The following is a 16,327-nucleotide window of genomic DNA, read 5'->3' on the forward strand; positions in this document are numbered from 1 at the left end:
GTATACGGGGGGGGGGCCCCCCGGCCAGGCGGGGCCCCCCCGGCCCCTTTCGTGCGGGTCACCTGGCGATGAGATGCTGCCCCGCCGCCCCTGGGGTGAAGCGCAGCCTCTTCTCCAGGCAGACCATCGCGCCGTTCTCGCGGACGTTGGTGAACCGGATGTCGTCGGCGAGCGCGCGCATGATCTGCAGTCCTCTGCCGTGCTCGGCCCCCGGGCCGGGTTCGAGCACCTTGTGCGGGTCGAAACCGCCCCCGGTGTCGACGACCTTGATGACGCACAGATCGTCGCGCACGCAGGCGCTGACGGTGTAGTCGTCACTGGGAGCCGCGTGCTTGACCACGTTGGCGCACGCCTCGGTCAGCATCAGCTCGATGTCGTCGCGTACCTGGGCCTCGACGCCGAGCGACCGCAGCGTGCCGTCCAGCATCTTCCTGATCAGCGGGACGCTCGCCGCATCCCTGGGCAGTCGGAGCGCTATCGTCGCCTCCACTGCGTCTCCTCCCGTCTGGATGCGTGCGAGCCTTCTTCCCCGGATCCCGGGCGCCAATCGTCCGTTGTGGCATCAGGAGCCCGGGAGGGCGGCTACTGCTCCAGAAGCCGCAGCGCCACCTCCATGCACGCCTTGTCGATCTCCTCGTCGGTGAGCCCCTCGCCGGCCATGGTCAGCCACTTGCCCGCGTGCAGCGCGAACAGCGCCAGCGACCGGCTGACGCGCTCGGTGGGCGTGGCGCCGGGCCCGCTCATCTCGGCGGTGAGCTCCATCATCGTGTCGCGCATCTTGGCGAGCTTGGGATGGCTGCGCATGGCCGTCTGGTTGCTGTCCAGGAAGCGGGCGACGGCCAGGTAGCGGGGCTGACGGAGGCGTTCGGCGTAACGCGCCAGCAGCTCGCGGCGGGTCTCGGGGGTCTTGGGCATGCTCCTGGCCCAGTCGAGCAGCTCCTGGAGCTCGGCCACCCGGAGGTCGACCAGGCTGCCGACGATGTCGTCCTTGGTCTTGAAGTGGTAGTAAAGCGCGGCCTTGGTCACGCCCAGCTCTTCCGCGATCTCGCGCAGCGAGGTCGCCTCGTAACCCTGCTCCGTGAAGAGCCTCAGCGCGATCTCCTGGATCCGCGCCCGCGTGTCTTCCCGCACTTCGCACCTGTTTCGACTTGACGGTCGGCAAGTTGATGTCCCGCCCATTCTAGGCTTGCCGGTCGGCAAGTAAGCAAGATCAGCTGAAGGCGGAGGCGGTCAGTCCGGCGGCAAGGTGAACAGCCGGTCGATCGCCGTCAGCAGGAACAGGCTGCGCAGATAGGGCGTCAGCGCCACCACCCGTACGACGGCGCCGGCGTCCGCGGCCTGCAACTGGAGGCGGACGAGCCCGGCCAGGCCGGAGGAGTCGACGAAGGTCAGCCGGGACAGGTCGACGTCGATCGCGGTGCAGCCCGCGGGGACGGAGAGCTCGGCCAGCCGGCTCACGGACTCGTAGTCGAGGTCGCCGCTGAGCGCGAGCGAGACGGTCGTCGCGCCCGGCGTGGCGACCTCGATGTGCAGCGGCTTTCTGTCGACCACCCGCCCAGCTTAGCCACCACCGGAAAAATGGGAGGCGCGGGGGCGGGCATATGTGCACAATCGGCCCCATGCACACCTTCAGCCGCCCCCGGGTGGACGACGCCGCGGCCATCCACGAGCTGGTCGCGTCCTACGACACCGAGGTCATCGGGTCGCCCGACATGACCCTCGACGACGTCGCCGACGAGCTGGTCGAGCCGGGCTTCGACCTCGACAGGGACGGCTGGCTGGCCCGCGACGAGACCGGCCTGCTGACCGGGTGGGCCTGGGCGTGCCGGGTGGGCGACAGCGACCTGGTCAACATCGAGGTCATCACCCGCGCCGGCCTGACGGGCCTGCGGGAGGAGCTGTGGCGTACGGTCACCGACCGCGCCCTCGAGCTGGGCGGCGAACGCGGCCACGACGGCGTCACCATCGACATCGGCATCTACCGCGACGACCAGGACAAGCAGTCCTACGCCAAGGAGCAGGGCTTCGAGCCCGGCACCAGCTTCCACCGCATGCGCGTCGACCACGCGGCCCCCGTCGAGCCGCCCGTCCCGCTGCCCGGCCTCACCCTGCACACGGGCGAGAGCGAGGAGACGCGCCGCGCGGCGCACCAGGTGCACCAGCTCGGCTTCGCCGAGCACTTCGGCTTCGTCCCGGTCGACTACGACCACTGGTACGAGCGCCGCCAGGCCCAGAGTGTCACCGACTGGAGCCAGCTCACCCTGGCCAGGATCGACGGGCAGCCCGCCGGCGTGCTGATCGGCAGCAACCAGTTCGTCTCCGACGAGGACTGCGGCTACGTCGCCACGCTCGCCGTGCACCCGCGCTTCCGCGGCCGGGGCCTGGGCCGCTTCCTGCTCCGCCACGCCTTCGCCGCCGACGCCGCCAGGGGCCGCAAGGGCACGATCCTGCACGTCGACAGCAACAACACCACCCCCGCGCTGGGCCTGTACGAGTCGGCGGGCATGCGCCGCGTGCTGGCCATCGACGTGTGGCGGCGCCGCCTCTGACCCGTGCGCGGCTCCGGGGTCAGACCCGGTGGCGGGCCAGGTGCTCCAGCACCGACTGGTTGGCCTCCCAGCCGTCGGGGAACTTCACCGGCACCCCGAGCTGCACCGGCTCGGCCGACGGGTGGGCGTCCAGCAGCTCGGCGATGCCCGCCCGCGCCACCATCACGCAGGCGTGCCGGTGGCGCGAGGCCAGCACGCACAGCCGCCCGGACTCCAGGTGGAAGGCGGTGGCGTCGCGGCGGCCCGACAGCGGGTGCAGCACGATCGTCACGTCGTACTCGCGGCCCTGGAGGCGGTTGGCGGTGTCCACGGTGATCTCCGGCGGCAGCCCGGCGTTCCTGATCGCCGCGACCTGGTCGCGGTGGGCCGCGCCGACCGCGATCCGGTCGGCGGTCACCGGCCGCTCGCCCTGCTCGGAGGTGGCCACGGCCCCGCGCTGGAGCAGCCGCGCCGCCAGCAGCGCCACGGCCTGCACGGCCTCGCCGTCGGTGCGCACGGTGTGCCGGTTGGGCAGCTCCAGCAGCGCCCAGCCCGACCGGGCGGCCTCCTCCAGCGCCCGGTCGTGCACGGTGCCCATGCCGCCGGCGGTCAGGTCCAGCCGCCGGTCGCCCTCGGAGGTGCCCGACCGGAACCCGGTGAACGGGTAGAACGCCTGCGACACCACCGGCGCGGCCGAGGCCGGCAGCCGCCAGGACACCGGCAGCCGGTGGACCGGCAGGCCGGGGTTGTGCCGCAGCAGCACCGCCACCGCGCTCTGCAACGGGTCCCACGACAGCCCCGACCAGCGGTCGCCGTCGACGATCGAGAACGGGTCGAGCTGCCCGGGATCGCCCACGAACAGCGCCCGCTCGAACAGCCCCGCGATGCGCAGCAGCTTGTCCGAGCGCATCTGGTACGCCTCGTCCACGATCGCCCACGGCCACACCCGGCCGGAGATCCACGCCCACTTGTCGGCCGTGGCGATGACGATGTCGGGGTCGCCCAGGTCCTGGATCCTGGTGCCGATCGTGACGCCCGCCAGCTCCAGCATGCGCGGGTGAGGCACGTACCCGCCGGCCGACAGCCGTCCGACCTTCAGGTGCGGGTGCTTGTCGGAGATGCGGGCCACCAGGTCGTCGACCTGCTCGTTGGTCTGGGCGACGATCATCAGCGGCTCGCCGGTGGCGGCGATGTGCGCGGCGGCGCGCACGACCAGGGTGGACTTGCCCGCGCCCGGCGGGGAGTCGACCACGACGCCGCGGTTCCTGGGCAGGTCGGCCAGGACGTTCGCGATCACCTGCTCCGGGCTCTCGCTCACGACCATTCCTCCTGCGCGTCCTCGTCGTCGGGGATGTACTCCTGCGGCGGCCCGCCGTGCGTCCACGGCGTGGCCTCGGCCTCGGGCAGCGTCGGCGAGCCCTGGAAGTCGTCGGTCAGCGAGGTGTAGCAGACGCGCTCGCCGACCTCCGGCACGGCGCCGGGGACGGGCGTCTTCCCCCGGCCCATGCCCTTGGTGATCTTCAGGGTGACCAGGCCGTCGCGGGCCTCCACCAGCTCGGCGCCCTGGCCGCGGCGCTCCGGGGTGCCGAGCGAGGCGCCGGGCGCCAGGCGCACCGGGTCGTCGGTCTTGAGCACCACCAGCGGACGCAGCTTGCGCGAGCGGCCCTCGCCCTCGACGTTGTCGGGCACGGTCTCGACCACCTCGCCGGCGAACGCCTCACCGGTCAGCCGGTACTCGGCCATCACCAGCGGGTCGTCGTAGGCGCGCTGCACGTCGTAGGCGGCCTGGGCACGTTCCATGCGGGCCAGCTTGGCCGCGGCGGCCACCGCGCCGTCGCGTCTGGCCTGCGGCGGCGCGCCCTCGGCGATGTGGGCGGCCATGGCGCTGAACGAGCCGCGGTCCTGCTCCCAGCGCTGGGCCACGCTCGCGCCCGGCTCCAGCCCGGACAGCAGGTCGAGCGCCTGCCACATCAGCCGCCAGGTGGGTTCGAGCTGGGTGCGCAGCGCCTCGGCGACCCGTTCGGGCGACTCGCTCTCGATGGCCGGGGCGAGCACCTCGGCGTCGAAGCCGGGATCGGTCGCGGGCCCGGCGGGCGGCCAGATCAGCGGATCCTCGGCGTCGTCGGAGGGCCCCTGGGTGATCCAGGACAGCAGCGCGGCCAGGTTGGCGTCCTCCAGCGCGCTCTGCCCGCTGGCCCAGTGGCGGCCCAGCTCCTCGGTCACGGCCGGCGTCAGCGACGAGCCCGGGTAGGCGGCCCGCTCGCCGAAGTACGTCAGCCACCGCCCCAGCAGCGGCACCTCCGGCGGCACCGGGTAGGGCCCGTCGGGCCTGCGGAAGCGCGTGGAGCGGCCGAGCAGCCTGGCGAAGGCGACCCCCGCCTGGTTCGGCACGACGAGCTGCGGCGCGTCGAGGGCCCGCTCGTAGGGGTCGGCGTTCTTGCGCTCCACCGTCTCGGTGTCGGCGGTGAACGACTCGATGTACGGCAGCAGCACCCCGGCCAGCTCGGCGGCCCAGGCGAAGCGCAGGTCGCGGTTGCGCGGCTGGGTGACGACGAGCAGGCGCGGCCGGTCGCGGTCGGTGCCGAGCATGGCGGCCAGCGGCGCGGCGGCCTCGCCCGACAGCTTGAGCGGGACGAACACCATCGGCCGAGCGCCCACGTGACAGTGGCGGACCGTGGCGACGGGCTGGGCGATGCCCTCCTGCAGAGCGCGCAGCCGGGCGAGCGAGGTGAGCAGGCTCAACTGAGGCACTCCCTGCGCAGGCGTTCGGCGTTGCGGAGCAGGCCGGCGATCTCCTCCTGGCCGTCGGCCGGGTCGCGCAGGCCGTCGGCCAGGCCCAGCGCCTCGGCCACCGAGGCGACCCCGCCCAGCTCGTCGCGCACCTGGCGGCCGAGCAGGTCGGAGGCGCCCTCCTGGCGGGCCTCGTCGCGGCAGAAGTAGCACAGGTCGCACGTGGACAGGCAGTCGGGGGCGTAGCGGGCGGTCGTCCTGTGCAGCGCGTCGGTCAGCTCGGCGACCGGGCGGGTGGGCCGGCCGTCCTCGCCGGGCCGCAGGTCGAAGCTGAGGTCGTCGGGCAGCGCCGCGAGCAGCCGGTCGAGGCCGGTCATCCGGGTGAGCTGACGGCGCAGCACGGCGAGCTGCCTGCGCACGTCGACCAGGGTCGCCACGGGCCGGTTGGCGAAGTTCTCGGGGCACACCAGCACCACGTCGTGGGAGACGGTACGCGGGTCGTGCCCGAGCTCCTCCAGCATCGTGCGCAGCGCCAGCACGTAGACCGCGGCCTGGCGGGCGGCGGCGGCCACCGCGCCGGGGTCGGCCTGCCCGTCCACCACCGCGAACGACTTGATCTCGACCACGTGGAAGCGGCCGCCGAGCTGGAAGGCCACCACGTCGGGTTCGAGGAAGGCGGTGTGGCCGGCGATCTCCAGGCTGAGCAGCGGGTGGTCGAACAGCGTGCCGGCGTCCTGGTCGCCGCGCGCCGCCCGGTCGAACAGGGCCCGGGTGTGGGTGTGGCGCAGGTGGGCGCCGACGTTCTCCACGTCGTGGTAGGCCACCTCGGCGACCGGCAGGCCGAGCACCTCCCTCAGCAGGCGCAGCAGCTCGGCGCAGCCGTCGGCCTTGACCAGCGCCTCGAACGCGTTCCCGCGGGTGATCGCGAACGGCGACTGGCCGAACGGCGCGGGGAAGCCCAGATGGCGGGCGGCGGCGTCCTTGTCGACGCCCGCGCCGTCCATGAGGGCCCGGCGGGCGCAGCCGGGGTTGGCGGCCAGGGCCGCGATCGCCCGGGCGTCGTGCGGCTTGGGCGGGGTCGTGCCGCGCAGGGCGTCGAGCCGGTGGGCCGGGCCGTCCTCGCGTCTCAAGCCGCTCACGTCGCTGTCTCCTCCTTGATCGTGCCCAGCGTAGCGGCGCCGAACAGCCTGGCCACGTCACCGAGCTGGGATGTGGCGCGTCGTGCCAGCTCGGCGCGGTCGCGCGTGTCGCGTTCCGCGTGCACGGCCAGCTCGGCCCCGGCCGCCTCGGCGATCCGCCGGCGGTCGGGCGGGCCGAGGTCGGCGGCCGTGGCGCCGGGGACGTTCCTGGCCATCCGCGCCAGTAAGCGCAGCGCCCGCTCGTCCTCGCATTCGTGCGAGGCCACGGCGATGGCGCAGGTCAGGAAGTCGACGCGGGGGCTGAGCGGGCCGACGACGCGCCGCTCCAGCGGCCAGGTGCTGAGCGTCAGCAGGCCGCGGGCGGGGGAGAGGCGGTCGGTCAGCGCCGCGCACAGGTAGTACGGCCGCCCGTGCGGTGTGGACCGGAACGAGCGTTCCTCGTCGCGGCGCAGGCTGGTGAGCTGGGCGCTGCGGATGGTGCCGGCGAAGAACGCGCCGCTGACCGCCACCACCAGGCGCGGCTGCGCGGCGGCCCCGAGCAGCGCGAGCGCCTGGTGCACCTGCTCGCGCACGGTGACCAGCCGGGGCCCCTCCGCCCTGCCGCGCGGCTGCTCGCCGCTCACCAGGGCGTCCCAGGCACGCTCGGCGGTGCGCAGCTCGGCGCGCAGGACGCGGGCCGTCGCGCCGTCCTTGACGCGCATGGCCTTGCGCACGCCGGCCCGGAGCCCGTCGATCCGCCGCTCCAGCTCGTCCAGCCGGTCACTCATGGCGCGAGGGTATCAACAGTTCCAGTATTTCCCAGTATTTACACTGAAATCTACTTTGTAAAGGGCCGGGCCAGGAACCACGTGCGGTCCTCGGTGAGGAACCGCTCCAGCCGCAACCCCTCGGCGGCCAGGTCGGCGGCCAGGTCGTCGTCCGTCATCCGCCGCGAGGTGAACGACTGCGTCCACACCCGGTCGCCGTGCTCGTAGCGCATGGTCGCCGCGAACACGCCGGGGGAGATCTCCTCGACCTCGGCCAGCGTGATCGTGACGTCGCCGTCGGCCCTGCCCGAGCCGGCCCGCCAGGAGTCGTGCCGCTCGGCCGGCATCCACTGGACGAGCACCGCCCCGCCCGGCTCGACGTGCCGCGCGCACGCGGCCAGGAAGGCGCGCCTGACCTCCCCGTCGACGACGTTGACGAGCTGGGAGGCCAGCGTGACGGTGTCGAAGCGGCGGTCGAGCCGCAGCTCCTGGAGTCGCGCGTGCACGGTCCCGGCCCCGCGCACGTGCGCCAGCATCTCGGCGGACTCGTCCACGGCCACGACCTGTAACCCGGCCTCGACGAGGGCGTGGGTGACCCTGCCGACGCCGGCCCCGAGCTCCAGGACGGACCCGCCGGGCGGGGTCTCCTGGATCACGAGGTCGGCGTCCCGGCCGGGCCGGAGGAGGGTGTAGAAGTCGACAGGGGATCCGTCGGGGGTGATGGCGCCTGGGCCTGTGCCACTGTTCTTCATGACGAAAAACCTAACCGCCGAGTGAGCCGCGCGCAGGCGGGGGACGATGGGCTCTGTGACCGGTGAGGTACGAGCTCTGATCGGCGTCGGCGCGGGCCTGACCGCCGTTCCCCCCGTCTACTACCTGACCGAGGCGGGCGCCAGAGCCCTGCGGACCGGCCAGGCGGCCTTCGCCCCGGCCCCCGCCGGGCTCGGCTTCCTGGCGGCCGCGGCGCTGATCGTCGCCGTGCTGGCCGCCTGGCCCGCGGCGGCGCTGGCCTGCGGGCTGCCGCTGGCCGTGGCGGGCGTGCTGTTCGCCCTCGACCTGCGGGCCGCGATCGGCCTGGCGGGCGTGCTCCCCGGGCTGTGGGAGCCGCCGTGGGCCGAGCCGCCCGGCACCCTCGCCGGGGCGACCGGCCTGTACGCCTACACCGGCGCGTTACTGGTCTTCTCGGCGCTGCTGCCGCGTCGCCTGCGATCTATCCTGAGCAGATGAGCAGACGGGACCCCGACCGGCGCAGGGCGCTGCTCGACGCCGCCGACCGGGCCATCCTGGCCGAGGGCCCCGAGGTGTCGATGGCGGCCATCGCCGCCGAGGCCGGCGTCACCAAGCCCATCCTCTACCGCCACTTCGGCGACAAGAGCGGTCTCTACCAGGCGCTGGCCGACCGCCACGTGCGCACGGTGATCGCCCGGCTCCGCCCCCAGTTCGCCGGGCCCGGCGCCGACCCGCGGGCCCGCGCACGGGCCGCCATCGGCGTCTACCTCGACCTGATCTCGGCCAACCTCGACCTCTACCGCTTCCTGTTCCACCGGGCCGGCGCCGAGGACACCCGCATCCGCTCCCACATGACCTCGCTCGTGCGCGGCCTGGGCGAGGAGCTGGGCCAGGTGCTGGCGGCCGAGCGGGTGGTGCCCGACCCGGTGCGGGCGCAGGTGCTCGGCCACGCGTTCGTCGGCATGGTGCAGGCGACGGGCGACTGGTGGCTGGAGCATCCGGAGGTCGACCGCTCGCAGGTGGTGGAGGGGCTGGTCGACGTGATCGCGGCGGCCATGGCCCCCGGCCGCCGGGGCGCGGCCGTCGCCGGGGGCTGAGCGCCGCGGTCAGGCCAGCAGGCCGAGCAGGTCCCACTCGGTCTGGCAGACGCGGCGGCCGAGGGCGGCCAGCTCCACCGACGCCGCGCCGCCGCGCAGGTGCCGCATGGTCTGCATGACGCAGATGATCCCCCACTTCAGCACCCCGAACGTCTCCCACCAGCGCAGCGCGTCCAGGTCGACGTGCCGCCCGCCGGCCTCCTCGTAGGCGGCGATCAGCTCGGCGTAGCCGCCGAACCCGCCCACGGGCAGCGGCGAGCCGAACCGCCACGCCTTGACGCACAGCCAGCCCAGGTCCTCCAGCGGGTCGCCGGCGTGGGCCAGCTCCCAGTCGAGCACGGCCCTGATGCCCTCCGGGCCGACGATCAGGTTGCCGTTGCGGAAGTCGCCGTGCACGACGCCCGTGGGGGCGGCGGGCGGCCGGTCGGCTGCGAGCCTGCGCAGGGCCAGCTCGAACACCGGGTGCGGCTCGCCGGTCAGGTCCAGCACGTCGCGCCAGCGCCGCAGCGGGTGGCCGGGCCCGGCCCCGGCTTCCGCTCCGGCTCCGGTCTCCGCGTCGGTCGCGGGCAGGCAGGACAGCGGCATGCGGTGGATCGCCGCCAGCGTCCGGCCGCACTCGGCGGCCAGCCCGGCCCTGGCCTCCCGGTACTCCTCGTCCCGCAGGATCCTGCGCGGGATGGTCTCGCCGGGGACCCGGGTCATCAGGATGTACGGATCGGCGGGCGGATCGGCGGCTGCCACGACGTGCGGCACGGGCACTCCGGCGTCGGCCGCCGCCCGCATCAGCCGCGCCTCGGCGGCCAGCCCGGCGCCCACCTCCAGGACGGCCCCCGGCCCGTCGAGCCGGAGCACCAGCTCGTGCCGGTCGCCGCCGGGGGTGACCACGTCCAGGGCCCAGGTCTCCCTGGAGGCCCCGCCGGGCAGCCGGACCGCGTACGGGACGGCCGCGCCGGGGCCGTACACCTGGCGGGCGATCGTCTCGGCACGGTTCATCGCAGGCCGAACTCCCAGTTGCCGCCGGCCGCGTACTCGCCCAGGAGGCGGCGGCCGACCGCGTCCACGTGCACCTCGTCGGGGCCGTCGTAGACGCGTGCGGCGCGGGCGTGCCGGTACATGCGGTCCAGCGGGGTGTCGGGGGTCAGGCCGGCCGCGCCGTACACCTGGACGGCCCGGTCGATGACGTTGTGCAGCATGCGCGCCCCCACCACCTTGATCGCGCCGATCTCGACGCGGGCCTGCGAGCCGGCGTCCACGGCCTCGGCGGCCTGGAGGGTGAGCAGGCGGGCGGCCTGGATCTCGGTGTAGGAGTCGAACACGTGCTGCCGCATGAGCTGCTTGGCCGCCAGCGGCTCGCCGGACGCGGTGCGCGCGTGCAGCCGCCGGCACATCAGGTCGAAGGCCCGCTGCGCCTGCCCGAGCCAGCGCATGCAGTGGAAGATCCGGCCGGGCCCGAGGCGCTGCTGGGCGATGACGAAGCCGCGCCCGCGCTCGCCCAGCAGGTTCGCGGCGGGCACCCGCACGTCCTCGTAGCGCACCTCGCAGTGGGCGCCGCCGAGCCCGAGCACCGGGGTCTCGCGCACGATCGTGTAGCCGGGCGTGTCCGTCGGCACGAGGATCATGGAGAAGGCCCAGTGGGGCGGCGCGTCCGGCTCGGTCCGGCACATCACGGTCGTGTACGCCGCCGCCGACGCGCCCGTGGTGAACCACTTGTGCCCGTTGATCACCCAGGTGTCGCCGTCGAGCACGGCAGAGGTGGTGATCCGGGTGGGGTCGCTGCCGGCGGCCTCCGGCTCGGTCATCGCGAAGCTGGGCGAGATGTCGCCGCGCACCAGCGGCTCCAGGTAGCGTTCGCGCTGCTCGGGGGAGGCGTGCTCGTGCAGCATGAGCGAGTCCTGCAGGGTGAACGAGCCGAGGGCGAGCTGCCCGTACTCGCTGCGGCCCTGGACCTCGTTGACGTAGACGTAGTCGAGGAACGGCAGCCCGCCGCCGCCCAGTTCGCGCGGGTGGCCGAGGGCCCACAGGCCCTCCTTCCTGGCCTCGTCCCGCAGCCCGGCCAGGGTGGCGGCGGCTCGGGGGCCGCCCTCGTGCAGGACCTCCTCGGCCGGTTCGACGCGCTCGGTCATGAACGCGCGCACGGCGTCGCGGATCGGCCGGACATGCCCGGGTACGGCGAAGCTCATGGGGTGATCTCAACCGAAATCCGTTGCGCGGTCAACGGCCGGCGCGCGGGACGGGAAAGGGCCCGGCAGCGGCCGCCGGGCCCTTCGGAGGGGACGGGGGTCAGGCCGCGTTCTCCTCGGCCTTGCGGGGCAGGACCTCCAGCTCGAACGCCCCCGACCTGACCGCCTCCAGGAAGTGCAGCCAGTCGCGGCGCGGGATCTCCAGGACCACGTCAGGGGAGGAGTCGTGGATGAGCTCCACGTGGTCGTTGATGCGGCAGGCCTTGACGCGTACGTCGTCGTTCATGCTGCGCTCCCTCGGGTTGACTGCGGCTGAGCGGCCCGGGGGTCCGGGGGCCTGGGAGCTGCGCCGGGCGACTTTCCCAGCCGTCCGGGCCGTCCGCGTGACCCCGGAGGGCCGGGCCGCTCGAGAAGCGTGTCATCGTCGCGCGCGGGCCCGCCACCGGGGGTGTCGGCGGTCCGGTAGAGACACGCCGATCGCGGGGGGAGGTCTGTCGTCCCGGGGGTGGAGAAAGGTCATCCGGGCGCCGGGGCCTTGACAGGGAGGGCGGTGATCTTTATGCCTGGGCTCATGACAGGCCGTGCGCGGGCGTACGGCTCCGGAGCGAGGTGACGGGAGTGCCGCCGATGGCGCAGCCCCATGACGTGCCCACCGCCGCGCAGCTCGTCGCGGCCGTGCGCGAGTTCCTGCGCGACGACGTGCTGCCCGCGGCCGAGGGGCGGGTGCGCTTCCACACGCGGGTGGCGATCAACGTGCTGGCCATGGTGGAGCGGGAGATCGAGCTGGGCCCGGACCAGGCCGCCGAGCACGCCGCGCGGCTGGCGGCCCTGGGCGTGGCCGACGACGCCGAGCTGGCCGCCGCCGTCCGCGCGGGCCGCTTCGACGGCGACGACGCGCTCACCGCCGCGCTGGTCCAGGCCGTACGGGCCAAGCTGGAGGTGGCCGATCCCGGCTACCTCCAGCGGCCGTGAGCGTCAGTGCGACCCGGCCAGGTCCAGGTCCTTGACGTCCGGGTCGCCCTCGTCGGCGAAGTAGTCGCCGCGCCGGGTGGTGTCCGTGCCGTCGGCCACCTTGGCCGCCCGGAAGATCAGCGTGGCGAGCGCGGCCACGACCAGGTTGACGATGAGCGCGAGGAAGCCCGCGTAGATCGTCATCTTGGTGTCCAGGCCCAGGTTCGCCATGCTGAAGGCCGAGCCGCCGAAGTGCTCCTTGCCCTTGGCCGGGTTGGGGATGAGGTAGAGCATCCACATGCCCGCCGCCAGGCCCAGGGCCCAGCCCGCCATCAGGCCGCCCTTGTGGAACCAGCGCGTGTACAGGCCGAGCGCCACCGACGGCAGCGTCTGCAGGATGATCACGCCGCCGATGAGCTGGAGGTCGATCGAGAACTGCGGGTCCAGCAGCAGGATGCACAGCACCGCGCCGACCTTGACCACGAGCGAGACGACCTTGGAGACCTTGGCCTCCTGGGCGTCGGTGGCCTGCTTGTTGATGTACTCGCGGTAGATGTTGCGGGTGAACAGGTTCGCCGCCGCGATCGACATGATCGCCGCCGGCACCAGCGCGCCGATGCCGATGGCCGCGAACGCCACGCCGGCGAACCAGTCGGGGAAGAGCTGGTCGAACAGGTTCGGCACGATCGTGTTCGGGTCGCCGTCGACCGGCTTGGTGCCGGCCGCGATGGCCATGAAGCCCAGCAGCGCGATCAGGCCGAGCACGAAGCTGTAGGCCGGCAGCGCCGACATGTTGCGCTTGATGACGTTGCGGTTCTTGGAGGCCAGCACGCCGGTGAGGCTGTGCGGGTAGAGGAACAGCGCCAGGGCCGAGCCGAAGGCCAGCGTGACGTACTGGAGCTGGTTGGCGCCGTTGAGCAGGATGCCGTCGCCCGGGGCGGGGGTCTTGTCGAACTTGGCCTGGGCCATGTCGAAGATGTTGCCCCAGCCGCCCAGCTTGGCCGGGATGTAGATGACCGCGGCCAGGATCACGATGTAGATCAGCGCGTCCTTGACGAAGGCGATCAGCGCCGGCGCGCGCAGGCCCGACTGGTAGGTGTAGGCCGCCAGGATCGCGAACGCGATGATGATCGGCAGGTGCCCGGTGATGCCCATCGACTTCAGCACCGCCTCGATGCCGACGAGCTGCAGCGCGATGTACGGCATCGTGGCCACCAGCCCGGTGATGGCGATCAGCAGCGCCAGCGTCGGCGACCCGAAGCGCGCCCGGACGAAGTCGGCGGGCGTGACGAACCCGTGCACGTGCGAGACCGACCACATCCGCGCCAGCACCAGGAACACCAGCGGGTAGACCACCACGGTGTAGGGCAGCGCGTAGAAGCCGAGCGCGCCGGAGCTGAACACCAGCGCGGGCACGGCCACGAACGTGTAGGCGGTGTAGAGGTCGCCGCCGACCAGGAACCAGGTGACCCAGGAGCCGAAGCTGCGGCCGCCCAGGCCCCACTCGTTGAGGCTGGCCAGGTCGGTGGGCCGCCGCCAGCGGGCCGCGACGAAGCCCATGCCGCTGACCAGGACGAACAGCAGCGCGAAGACGACCAGCTCGGTCACGTGCCCGCTCATTTGGTCATCCTGTAGACGATGGTGGTGCAGCCGACGCCGATCACGATAAAGGCGAGCTGCAGCCAGTAGAACAGCGGGAAGCCGAGCAGGCGCGGCTCGTCGGAGTTGAACAGGAACGTCAGCAGCGGCAGCACGATCGGCACGACCAGCAGCCAGTTCCATGGGCTGCGGTCGGTACGCGGCGGCTGCCCGGATTCCCCGGTAGTCATCGACCCTCCGATTGGGGGGATCAGGGGCGGCTTGTTGACCGGCCCCTGACAACGTAGTCAATGGAGGGAGATTAGCTTTCCGGTGGTATTAAACCCAATGTCCGGAACATCACAGTTTGGCCTAAATGTCGAGATCAACTCTCGGCAGGCGAGACCAAAGCCCACCCCTCGCACCCGGCACGTTAAGTCGCCACCGCGTCGCGCGGAACCGGGCGATCGGCGAATGGTCGGCTACTCGCGATGAACGGTCACTTCGTCGGCGATGTCGCGCGTCCCGTAGCCCTCGGGGGCGGGCACCTCGGTGATCGGGTCGGGGCGGTCGTCGAACTCCAGCCGCAGCGCCCGGGCCATGGTGGCGTGCATCTCGTACAGGCAGACGATGTAGGTCAGCTCCAGGATCTGCTCGTCGGGCAGGTGGGCGCGCAGCACGGCGAACACCTCGTCGTGCACCCGGCCGCCGTCCAGCACCAGCCCGTCGGTGTAGGCCAGCACCGCCCGTTCCAGCTCGCCGAACCGGTCGCTGACCTGCCAGGAGGCGACCGCCCGCACCTTTTCCTCCGGTACGCCGAGCGCCCTGAGCTGCTTGCAGTGCTGGGAGTAGACGAACTGGCTCTGCCGCGCCCAGCCCGCCCTGGTCTGCCCCAGCTCGCGCAGCACCGGGTCGAGCCGTGACTCGCGGTAGATCTGGAAGCCCTTGACGCAGTGGCGGAAGATCTTGGGGTCGAGGGCGAACACCGTCCACCAGTCGCCCGGCGAGCCGGTCGCGGTCCCCGTGCCGTCGGGGGACAGCAGCCGGTCGTGGAAGAACCGGACGACGGGGTCGGTCACCTCCTCGGGCGGCACCCGGCGCAGGCGCGGCATCAGACGGTCCTGTCGGCGGCCGTCTTGGGCTCGTGCCGGACGTCGCCGGGCCGCCCGTCCGGCCGTCCGTCCGGGTGGGTCCAGGCGGCGAACTCCACCAGGATCCCGTCGGGGTCCTTGAAGTAGATGGACCGGACGAACACGCCCTCGTGCATCTCGGCCGCCACGCCGAACTCGCTGTCGTCGTGGTTGAGCAGCACGCCCACGTCGATGCCCTTGGCCACCAGCCGGTCGCGGTACTCCTCGATGCGTTCGGGCGGCACGTCGAAGGCGATGTGGTTCATCGAGCCGACCGCCGACAGCAGCTCGCCCCGGTCCGGCAGGTTCCTGGGCGCGGAGACCCCGGGCACGCCCTCGGGGGCGTCGGGGAACCAGAAGAAGGCCAGCGCGTTGGCGCCGCCGCAGTCGAAGAAGAAGTGCTGGCCCCAGCCCAGGGGCAGCTCGATCGTCTTGATCAGCGGCATGCCCAGCACGCCGGAGTAGAAGTCGACGGTCTGCTTCATGTCCGAGCAGACCAGGGCGATGTGGTTGACCCCGCGGAGCTCGAATTCGCTGTTCATAGTAATCAACTACTTATCACAGCGTTCTTGCGTAAAACATGACAGGGGATGGCGGGTATCCGGGACACGATCGTCAGCGTGATTGTTGTGGTGGCGGGCGCGACCCGCGGAACGGGACGAGGAATGGCGGTCGCCCTCGGGGCGGCCGGGGCGACGGTCTACTGCGCCGGACGCAGTACGCGGGAGCGGCGTTCGGAGATGAACCGTCCGGAGACGATCGAGGAGACCGCCGAGCTGGTGAGCGCGGCGGGCGGGACGGGCATCGCCGTCCCCGTCGACTTCCTGGACCCGGCGCAGGTGGCGGAGCTGGCCGCCCGCGTCGAGCGCGAGCAGGGCCGGCTGGACGTGCTGGTCAACGACGTGTGGGGCGGCGACCACCTGTGGCAGTGGGAGACCCCCGTCTGGAAGCAGGACCAGGACGACGGCCTGCGCCTGCTCAGGCTGGCCGTCGACACCCATCTCGTCAGCGCCCGGCACCTGTTGCCGCTGCTGATCCGGCACGAGGGCGGCCTGGTCGTGGAGATCACCGACGGCACCTGGGAGTTCAACCGGACCCGTTACCGCGGGAACGTCTACTACGACCTGGCCAAGGTGTCGGTCAACCGGCTGGCCTTCGCCTGGTCCCACGAACTACGCGCGTACGGCGGGACGGCGGTGGCGGTCACGCCGGGCTTCCTGCGTTCGGAGGCGATGCTGGAGGGCTTCGGCGTCACCGAGGAGAACTGGCGCGAGGCCAAGGCGGACGGCGCGTGGATGGTCTCCGAGACCCCCGCCTACGCCGGCCGCGGCGTGGCCGCCCTGGCCCAGGACCCCGACCGGCGGCGGTGGTCGGGATCGTCGGTCACCAGCGGCGAGCTGGCCGAGGCGTACGGGATCACCGACGTGGACGGCAGCCGGCCGCAGGTGTGGCGCTACCTCGACGAGGTCGGCGAGAAGGGCGGCGACGGCAGCTGGGAGAACTACCGCTGACGCGCACG

Annotated in this window: 20 protein-coding genes; 5 read left to right on the top strand and 15 right to left on the bottom strand. The window is 72.8% G+C overall.

The window, feature by feature from the left end; all coding sequences use genetic code 11:
* Nucleotides 1-58: 58 nt before the first annotated feature.
* The 3 genes from ABZ815_RS32740 to ABZ815_RS32750 all read right to left on the bottom strand — a co-directional run bounded on the left by ABZ815_RS32740 (nt 59) and on the right by ABZ815_RS32750 (nt 1,551).
* The gene (locus ABZ815_RS32740) at nt 59-490 is read right to left on the bottom strand and encodes an ATP-binding protein (RefSeq protein WP_357704768.1); all 432 of its coding nucleotides are present in this window, start codon (nt 488-490) and stop codon (nt 59-61) included.
* 92 nt (nt 491-582) lie between these two features.
* Entirely contained in the window at nt 583-1,131 is a 549-nt protein-coding gene (locus ABZ815_RS32745; RefSeq protein WP_357704770.1) for a helix-turn-helix domain-containing protein, read from the bottom strand.
* Nucleotides 1,132-1,230: 99 nt separating this feature from the next.
* Nucleotides 1,231-1,551 (bottom strand): STAS domain-containing protein, encoded by a 321-nt coding sequence (locus tag ABZ815_RS32750; protein WP_357704772.1) that lies wholly within the window; start codon nt 1,549-1,551, stop codon nt 1,231-1,233.
* A gap of 68 nt (nt 1,552-1,619) precedes the next feature.
* Here ABZ815_RS32750 and ABZ815_RS32755 point away from each other — a divergent pair, with 68 nt between their 5' ends.
* Entirely contained in the window at nt 1,620-2,549 is a 930-nt protein-coding gene (locus tag ABZ815_RS32755; protein WP_357704774.1) for a GNAT family N-acetyltransferase, read from the top strand.
* Between the two features lie 19 nt (nt 2,550-2,568).
* Here ABZ815_RS32755 and ABZ815_RS32760 read toward each other — a convergent pair whose 3' ends face one another.
* The 5 genes from ABZ815_RS32760 to ABZ815_RS32780 are packed head-to-tail and all read right to left on the bottom strand — an operon-like array spanning nt 2,569 to nt 7,895.
* The gene (locus ABZ815_RS32760; RefSeq protein ID WP_357704776.1) at nt 2,569-3,852 is read right to left on the bottom strand and encodes an AAA family ATPase; all 1,284 of its coding nucleotides are present in this window, start codon (nt 3,850-3,852) and stop codon (nt 2,569-2,571) included.
* Nucleotides 3,843-5,270, bottom strand: coding sequence for a hypothetical protein (locus ABZ815_RS32765; protein WP_357704778.1), 1,428 nt, complete (start codon nt 5,268-5,270; stop codon nt 3,843-3,845). Before ABZ815_RS32765 ends, ABZ815_RS32760 begins: the two co-directional genes overlap by 10 nt.
* Nucleotides 5,267-6,397: a hypothetical protein gene (locus tag ABZ815_RS32770; RefSeq protein WP_357704780.1), complete on the bottom strand. Its 1,131-nt coding sequence runs from the start codon at nt 6,395-6,397 to the stop codon at nt 5,267-5,269. The genes ABZ815_RS32765 and ABZ815_RS32770 overlap by 4 nt, the downstream gene beginning before the upstream one ends.
* Complete coding sequence (locus ABZ815_RS32775; RefSeq protein WP_357704782.1) at nt 6,394-7,164, bottom strand: hypothetical protein; 771 nt, start codon at nt 7,162-7,164, stop codon at nt 6,394-6,396. Before ABZ815_RS32775 ends, ABZ815_RS32770 begins: the two co-directional genes overlap by 4 nt.
* A gap of 50 nt (nt 7,165-7,214) precedes the next feature.
* Nucleotides 7,215-7,895 (bottom strand): class I SAM-dependent methyltransferase, encoded by a 681-nt coding sequence (locus ABZ815_RS32780; RefSeq protein WP_357704784.1) that lies wholly within the window; start codon nt 7,893-7,895, stop codon nt 7,215-7,217.
* A 55-nt stretch (nt 7,896-7,950) separates the two neighbouring features.
* Between ABZ815_RS32780 and ABZ815_RS32785 the strand changes: the two genes are divergently transcribed.
* Together ABZ815_RS32785 and ABZ815_RS32790 are read left to right on the top strand one after the other, a co-directional pair.
* Nucleotides 7,951-8,370 (top strand): hypothetical protein, encoded by a 420-nt coding sequence (locus ABZ815_RS32785; RefSeq protein ID WP_357704786.1) that lies wholly within the window; start codon nt 7,951-7,953, stop codon nt 8,368-8,370.
* Complete coding sequence (locus ABZ815_RS32790; protein WP_357704788.1) at nt 8,367-8,969, top strand: TetR/AcrR family transcriptional regulator; 603 nt, start codon at nt 8,367-8,369, stop codon at nt 8,967-8,969. The genes ABZ815_RS32785 and ABZ815_RS32790 overlap by 4 nt, the downstream gene beginning before the upstream one ends.
* Before the next feature lie 9 nt (nt 8,970-8,978).
* Here the strand turns inward: ABZ815_RS32790 and ABZ815_RS32795 are convergent, their stop codons facing one another.
* From ABZ815_RS32795 to ABZ815_RS32805, 3 genes are all read right to left on the bottom strand, one after another.
* Nucleotides 8,979-9,962 (bottom strand): phosphotransferase family protein, encoded by a 984-nt coding sequence (locus ABZ815_RS32795; RefSeq protein WP_357704790.1) that lies wholly within the window; start codon nt 9,960-9,962, stop codon nt 8,979-8,981.
* On the bottom strand, nt 9,959-11,149 hold the full coding sequence (locus ABZ815_RS32800) for an acyl-CoA dehydrogenase family protein (RefSeq protein WP_357704792.1): 1,191 nt from the start codon (nt 11,147-11,149) through the stop codon (nt 9,959-9,961). The genes ABZ815_RS32795 and ABZ815_RS32800 overlap by 4 nt, the downstream gene beginning before the upstream one ends.
* Before the next feature lie 100 nt (nt 11,150-11,249).
* Complete coding sequence (locus ABZ815_RS32805; protein ID WP_357704794.1) at nt 11,250-11,435, bottom strand: hypothetical protein; 186 nt, start codon at nt 11,433-11,435, stop codon at nt 11,250-11,252.
* Between the two features lie 341 nt (nt 11,436-11,776).
* Here ABZ815_RS32805 and ABZ815_RS32810 point away from each other — a divergent pair, with 341 nt between their 5' ends.
* Nucleotides 11,777-12,121 (top strand): DUF6285 domain-containing protein, encoded by a 345-nt coding sequence (locus tag ABZ815_RS32810; protein WP_357704796.1) that lies wholly within the window; start codon nt 11,777-11,779, stop codon nt 12,119-12,121.
* A 3-nt stretch (nt 12,122-12,124) separates the two neighbouring features.
* Here ABZ815_RS32810 and mctP read toward each other — a convergent pair whose 3' ends face one another.
* The 4 genes from mctP to ABZ815_RS32830 form a co-directional block, all read right to left on the bottom strand.
* Entirely contained in the window at nt 12,125-13,720 is a 1,596-nt protein-coding gene (gene mctP / locus ABZ815_RS32815; protein ID WP_357704798.1) for a monocarboxylate uptake permease MctP, read from the bottom strand.
* On the bottom strand, nt 13,717-13,929 hold the full coding sequence (locus tag ABZ815_RS32820) for a DUF3311 domain-containing protein (RefSeq protein WP_357704800.1): 213 nt from the start codon (nt 13,927-13,929) through the stop codon (nt 13,717-13,719). The genes mctP and ABZ815_RS32820 overlap by 4 nt, the downstream gene beginning before the upstream one ends.
* A gap of 231 nt (nt 13,930-14,160) precedes the next feature.
* Nucleotides 14,161-14,790 carry a carboxymuconolactone decarboxylase family protein gene (locus tag ABZ815_RS32825; protein ID WP_357704802.1) on the bottom strand — a complete coding sequence of 210 codons (630 nt, stop codon included), beginning with the start codon at nt 14,788-14,790 and terminating at the stop codon, nt 14,161-14,163.
* Nucleotides 14,790-15,350 carry a VOC family protein gene (locus tag ABZ815_RS32830; RefSeq protein WP_357704804.1) on the bottom strand — a complete coding sequence of 187 codons (561 nt, stop codon included), beginning with the start codon at nt 15,348-15,350 and terminating at the stop codon, nt 14,790-14,792. Before ABZ815_RS32830 ends, ABZ815_RS32825 begins: the two co-directional genes overlap by 1 nt.
* Nucleotides 15,351-15,398: 48 nt before the next feature.
* On the opposite strand from ABZ815_RS32830, the gene ABZ815_RS32835 reads away from it, so the two are divergent.
* Nucleotides 15,399-16,319 (top strand): SDR family oxidoreductase, encoded by a 921-nt coding sequence (locus ABZ815_RS32835; RefSeq protein ID WP_357704806.1) that lies wholly within the window; start codon nt 15,399-15,401, stop codon nt 16,317-16,319.
* Nucleotides 16,320-16,327 lie beyond the last annotated feature (8 nt).

The sequence above is a fragment of the Nonomuraea sp. NPDC047529 genome (genome assembly GCF_040642995.1).
GTDB lineage: Bacteria > Actinomycetota > Actinomycetes > Streptosporangiales > Streptosporangiaceae > Nonomuraea.